The organism is Colwellia sp. Bg11-12 (assembly GCF_014076955.1).
Lineage (GTDB): Bacteria > Pseudomonadota > Gammaproteobacteria > Enterobacterales > Alteromonadaceae > Colwellia_A.
In genome coordinates this window covers 125,254-131,253 of the sequence record NZ_JACGUZ010000052.1, presented here as the reverse complement: position 1 = coordinate 131,253, position 6,000 = coordinate 125,254, and the positions used below count along the sequence as shown (strand labels likewise).

7 protein-coding genes are annotated in these 6,000 nt (G+C 36.0%); all 7 read left to right on the top strand.

Annotation, left to right across the window (positions count from 1 at the left end; genetic code table 11):
• Window positions 1-150: 150 nt before the first annotated feature.
• Window positions 151-621: a hypothetical protein gene (locus H4J39_RS03680; RefSeq protein WP_182226043.1), complete on the top strand. Its 471-nt coding sequence runs from the start codon at window positions 151-153 to the stop codon at window positions 619-621.
• 113 nt (window positions 622-734) lie between these two features.
• On the top strand, window positions 735-1,121 hold the full coding sequence (locus H4J39_RS03675; RefSeq protein ID WP_182226042.1) for a hypothetical protein: 387 nt from the start codon (window positions 735-737) through the stop codon (window positions 1,119-1,121).
• Between the two features lie 114 nt (window positions 1,122-1,235).
• Window positions 1,236-1,628 (top strand): hypothetical protein, encoded by a 393-nt coding sequence (locus H4J39_RS03670; RefSeq protein WP_182226041.1) that lies wholly within the window; start codon window positions 1,236-1,238, stop codon window positions 1,626-1,628.
• A 538-nt stretch (window positions 1,629-2,166) separates the two neighbouring features.
• Window positions 2,167-2,856 carry a SurA N-terminal domain-containing protein gene (locus H4J39_RS03665; protein WP_182226040.1) on the top strand — a complete coding sequence of 230 codons (690 nt, stop codon included), beginning with the start codon at window positions 2,167-2,169 and terminating at the stop codon, window positions 2,854-2,856.
• A 161-nt stretch (window positions 2,857-3,017) separates the two neighbouring features.
• Entirely contained in the window at window positions 3,018-3,509 is a 492-nt protein-coding gene (locus tag H4J39_RS03660; RefSeq protein ID WP_182226039.1) for a hypothetical protein, read from the top strand.
• A gap of 264 nt (window positions 3,510-3,773) precedes the next feature.
• Complete coding sequence (locus H4J39_RS03655) at window positions 3,774-4,919, top strand: site-specific integrase (protein WP_182226038.1); 1,146 nt, start codon at window positions 3,774-3,776, stop codon at window positions 4,917-4,919.
• 622 nt (window positions 4,920-5,541) lie between these two features.
• Entirely contained in the window at window positions 5,542-5,931 is a 390-nt protein-coding gene (locus H4J39_RS03650; protein WP_182226037.1) for a putative quinol monooxygenase, read from the top strand.
• Window positions 5,932-6,000 lie beyond the last annotated feature (69 nt).

Sequence of the window (6,000 nt, the reverse complement as noted above, 5' to 3'; positions counted from 1 at the left end):
TTAACTAACTGGTTTTATAATAAATTTAACCTAACAAGCAATTCAAACGGACAAAAAACAGTTGGCTGTTTTCACTTCGTTCAACATTTTAGCCAACTAATTTTTGCCGCTTAATATGGGCGTTAGCTCTCTACTAGTGAGGATTGGTTTTTGCGTAAAGTTTTAGGACTATTGATTGTCACTTTTATCATTTATGGATGGTTTGATTCTATTTCTGATAACTCTGACGGTTCAGAAAAATTAGAACAAATTCGTAATCTTGCTGTAGAGAATGTTAGTTCAATTAAAGCTATAAATTCTGATTATACAAATGTTGATCTATTTGATACCCAAGATAAAGAAGTCATAGGGTTGTTACTCCAAGCGATTAAAGAGACGGAAAAGGTTTCTATGTTTAAACGGTCACCTGAAAGTAAAAAACTTTACATTGAGCTTACTTCCGATCAGGGTAAGTTTGGCTTTGATGTATTTGTTCCTAACAAAGTAAATTCACCAGTTCAGTTTTTTCTAGTCGACCGTACTTATACAGGGAAAGGTTTTACCCAAGAGAGTTTTGGTAAATGGCAATCGGAAGAGTTGTGGCATTTTTTGGTTGCTGCTAAATTGGTAAACGAGAGCTAACAAGGCATTCAAGCAGGACTTTTAACAGTTGGTTAGGTTCCGCTTCGCTTCACATTATAACCAACAATTAAAAGCCTCTTAATGGGGCGTTAGCTGTTTTTCGAGGTTCATTTGTGAAATATATTTCGGCACTAATAATTTTAGTTCTTATTTTATTTATCACATCTCGCGATAGCGATGAACTTTGGCGAGATGGAAATTATGTTGTAGCGTGGATAAATAGCGATGTATTCTTAGCTTATGGTGAGCCCGAAGAAGCATTTTACGGTTTAGTCGATTCTGTTGGTGCTGTTGGGTTCAATAAAGATTATGTGGTAGCAAAAAATGTCGAACCAATATCGAAAGAGGTATCTTTTTATATAATCGACAAAGCAAAACAGAAATCTAATCAAGGCATTAATTTTTCGCAAAGGGCTGCGGTAACAGGGCCACTCAGTGAAATTGAGTTTCATAGCTTAATTAAAGAGTTAAATTTACCTAGTTTTACAGTAGAGTTCTAAACAGCTAACAAGGCGTTCAAACGGACAAAAAACAGTTGGCTGTTTCACTCCGTTCACAATTTTAGCCAACAATTTTTTGCCGCTTAACGTGGCGTTAGGTGAAATGGAGTTTACATGAGACTACTAGTAATATTATCGATGTTTGCATCATCAACATTCGCATCAAAATTTGACATTGATACTTATTCTACTCCTTTAGATTTTGCTCAGGTTACACAGGTTCTCGCTACTCAGAAATCAAGCGGTAGTTGGTGCTTTGGCACCTCAGTTCGGCACAATGACCAAGGGTGGGCACATTACGCAGATGGTTGGGAAGTTATAGATTTAGACGGTAATAAACTTGGACACCGTCAACTTGCCCATCCTCATGATAATGAGCAACCATTTACTCGTAGCCAGTGTGATATCAAAATTCCATCAGAAATATCTAAGGTAATAGTAAGAGCCAAATGTAATAAACATGGTTTTGGCGGGAAGACAATGGTTGTGGAACTGAGTAAAAATTAAGGTATTCACCTAACAAGCCATTCAAGCAGGACAAATAACAGCTGGCTACTTGCTCCTTCGTCGCTTATTTTAGCCAACAATTATTTGCCTCTTAATGGGGCGTTAGGTGTAATCGCCACTTCGTTTTAATTGTTTAAAGCATTTGCCAATTTAAGTAGGGCGTTTATGTTTTCTTAATATGTTTTAGCGGGGTTTCGCCAAGCTCTACGCCATTTACGCCAATATAGTCTTTGGGCATTACCTAAAAACAAAATGTCCTTGCGAATTGGCTTTTAATTGTTTGGTGTTGTGGCTCAAAATCTAGCAGTTGTATTTATAAAGTGGCGAATGTTATATTATTGTTAAAGTTTGGTTTAAGTTATTGTATTTTACAAAGCTGATACCTAACAAGCAACTCAATACGGACACAAACAGTTGGCTGTGCTCGTACCTCGCAAATTTTAGCCAACTATTTTTAGCCGCTTAGTAGGGCGTTATACGGTTAATCAGAGTTCGAAGTATACGGTAGCATCACACTAAGGACACATGGAGGTATTTTATGAAAATGGTTCAATTATTAACTTACGCATTTGTTACATTGATGGTTATTTCATCTTTTAGCGGAAACTCAGGCACTTATAAAAATGAAAAAATAGCTTTAGTCTTTGGGGAAACTATATATCTTAAGGATCTAGAACCAGAGGAACGAGAGTTGGATAGGTACAAGCGCTCTTATCCTTATTTATCAACAGCAGAAATTGTGAATAGAGTTCACAATAGCAAGCTGACTTCATTGATATGGAAACAAGTTGTTAGTCAATTCTCGGAAAATTACGATGTGGAACCATCACAAGAAGAAGTTGATGGCTATATTCATGCAATGGAAGCATTGTCTTCTGAGCGGCCTAAAAGTGAAGCGAACTGGCGTCCAACTGAAATAGAATCAGAAGAAATTAAAGAACAAATTTCAAATATTTACAAAGACTTTGTGCGTACATATAAAATAAGTAAAAAGCTCTATGAACTATATGGTGGTGTGGTGATTTTTCAGCAAGGTAATCAATTAGAGCCTGTCGGTGCATATCGAAAATTGTTAGAGTTTCACGAATCAAATAAAGACTTTGTCATTTATAACAAAGAGTTTAAAACTTCATTTTGGGATTACTATGTTAGAGAGCATAAAAGTATAATCCCTGAAGATAAAGTGGACTATACCGTACCTTGGTGGAAAAGAGCTTTAGAAAAGTAAATTTGGAGCAAAACCGTATAACAAGCTGCTCAAACAGACACAAACAGCTGACTGTGCTCGTTCCTCGCTATTTTAGCCAACAATTATTTGCCTCTTAATGGGGAGTTATGTGCAAGTGTTACTTTGGCACTCATAATTATTATTCAAAATAAGGATATACTTTGAACAAATTGATTTTACTTTTACCTATGCTATCTTTTAGTTGTTTTGCTGAAGAGAATAGTCAAACTAATAATTACTCTCTCGGCCTTGGTATGGGTGCTATGTATAGTGGTTTAGGTGCAAACATTGCACTAGTTTCAAAAAACGATTTTAAATATATTTCAGCTGGTTGTACCGCATATGGCTCCACTAGTGGTGCCGAGTGTGGGTTTGGTGTTGGTTGGGTTACAGCAGACTTATTTGACTTTGAAACAAACAATCATGGCTTTGGCATTTATGCCGGGATGATGGGCAAGGAGAGCTATACTACCTTCAAAAATAATCAATATTCATCCCATGAAAATAATTACTATGGGGTGGGCATAAGCTATACCTACTTTGTTAATGGTATTAATAAATCGGGCGTAACTTTTGGTATTTCCTTGCATGCTACCAATGCAGACTACGAAGGTAAAGGCGGCGGGTTATTTCAAGTTGGTTACCAGTTTTAGCATATACCAAGCTACTCTAGCAGGACAAATAACAGTTGGCTAGTTGCGCTACGCTACACATTTTAGCCAACTACAATTTGCCCCTTAATAGGGCGATAACTTCGTAATCCCTTAAATATCACTATGAACCACAATGAACAATAACGTCACTTATCTAACTGATATTAAACATTAATATTTAATTGCTTTTGTTTGTTATTGTTCTTGATTGTTCGTTGTAGCATAATGATGTTGCTACAAATAAGCTACAAGGATGATTACTATATGCCAATTAAAAGCAAGATAACCGTAACCAATATCAAAAATCTAGTACCTTCGGATAAACGCTTAAATGATACTGATATTTCTGGCTTTCATGCCCGTATAACCCCATTAGGTTTGATCACTTATTACCTGTTTTATCGCTTAAACGGAAAACAGGTTAATTACCGATTAGGTGTTGATGGTCAAATGACACCTGCTCAAGCAAGAGACTTAGCAAAAAGTAAAATTGCCGACGTTACTCAAGGTGTAGATGTTCAAGCGTTAAGGAAACAAGAACGTACTAGTACCAAATATTCCAAACTCTCTTCACTTCAATACTTCTTAGATGAAAAGTACACACCTTGGCTTAAATCACGCAATCCTAAAACAGCCGAAAAAACAGTGAAAGCGTTTAAATCATCATTTCCTAAGTTGATGGACTTTCAATTATCCGATATTAACGCGTGGGAGATCGAGAAATGGAGAAATAAGCGTTTAGCTGATGGTGTTAAGCCTGCAACAACTAATCGTCAAATAAACACGATTAAGGGCTGTTTAAGTCGAGCGGTTGAATGGGGTGTTATTGATAGTCATGATTTACGTAAGGTTAAAACACTAACCGTTGATAACTCAAAAGTACGTTACTTGTCTAAAGATGAGGAAAGTAGGTTACGTGAAAGCCTAAAATCATGTGATACAGCGTTTTTAGAAGTCATCGTTTTACTCGCAATGAATACAGGCATGCGCAAAGGGGAGTTATTATCTCTACAATGGCATGATATTAACTTTGATAATAAAATACTGACAGTAGATTTTCAAAACGCTAAGTCTGGTAATACCCGTCATTTACCGCTCAATACAGAGGCGTTTAATCAGCTTATCCATTGGCAAAAACTATCAGGTAGCGAAGGTTATGTTTTTAAAGGTAGGAACAATGAACCTTTAAAAGACTTTCCGTCTCTTTGGGCTGAAATATTAGATGAAGCCAACATCACTCATTTTCGTTTTCATGATTTACGTCATCACTTTGCCAGTAAGTTAGTCATGGCAAGTGTTGATTTAAATACCGTGCGTGAGTTATTAGGTCATAGTGATTTAAAAATGACATTAAGATATGCGCATTTAGCGCCTGAGCATAAAGCGGCGGCGGTTAACTTGATTGGCTAATGATCACAAAGTGCGCATTGACGACATTAGCTACAAATAAATTGCCATATGTTTTCTAATGCTTTTTTGCACACTTTCGCTCGAGAAAACGAGATAAAAACATGCTTTCTTCAAAAGCTCATTAAAGGAAAATATTAAACGCTTGATATACTGAGAATTTAAAGGTAACTTTTATTTCTATTATAAAAATTTAGACTGTTAATTTCCTGTAGAAAAACAGGTTTTTGCCCGTCTAATAAGCTGTTATGTTTACTAGAGAGTCCATCACATTTGAAGATTAAGCATTATGCTCAACCACTAAAAACGATCGCTAGTTCAGCTTTTGATAATTGTGGCTGGGAAATTGTCGTTGCATTTGTTAGTGGTATATTCTGTTACACAAGTTACAGCACAGGTTTTGGTATATTGTTTTTTCCTATGTTTGCTGTGTTTTGCTTGACTGTTCTTAGTATGCTTTTAAATGTATTCTTTGCAATTAAAGAAAGCCTAAGCGAGCGACAGTCTAAAAAGTAAACATAACAAGTCATTAAAGCAGGACAAATAACAGTTGGCTTTTTGTTCACTACGTTCACTTATTTTAGCCAACAATTTTTTGCCTGTTAATTAGGCGTTAGGTTAACCTATGAAATCTGCACTATTATCTATTGTTTTACTGTTAGTAACGACATATGTACAAGCAACTCCTACAAATAATAAACAAGTAAGGGAAAGTATGAAATTCGGTATGCAAGCTGTATTAATTGCAGCAGAAGGAAAAGGAGATGAGCTTGCTAATTTTATGTTAGAAGCATCGGAGACTGTTTCTAAAATGGACGGTTGTATTTTATATCTTGTACAACAATCATTAATTGATAATTCTAAAGTTTTGGTTACTGAACTTTGGGATAATAAAGAGTCTCATGCCGCATCATTAACAAATGAAGCAGTCAGAGCAATAATTATGAAAGCTAAGCCTATTATTATTGGTATGGATCATAATCCAGCGAAATACATAGGTGGTCACGGTATTTAAACTGAAGCCTGTTAACCTAACAAGGGTTTTCAAGTCGGACAAATTACAGTTGGCTTTTTGTTCGTGCCT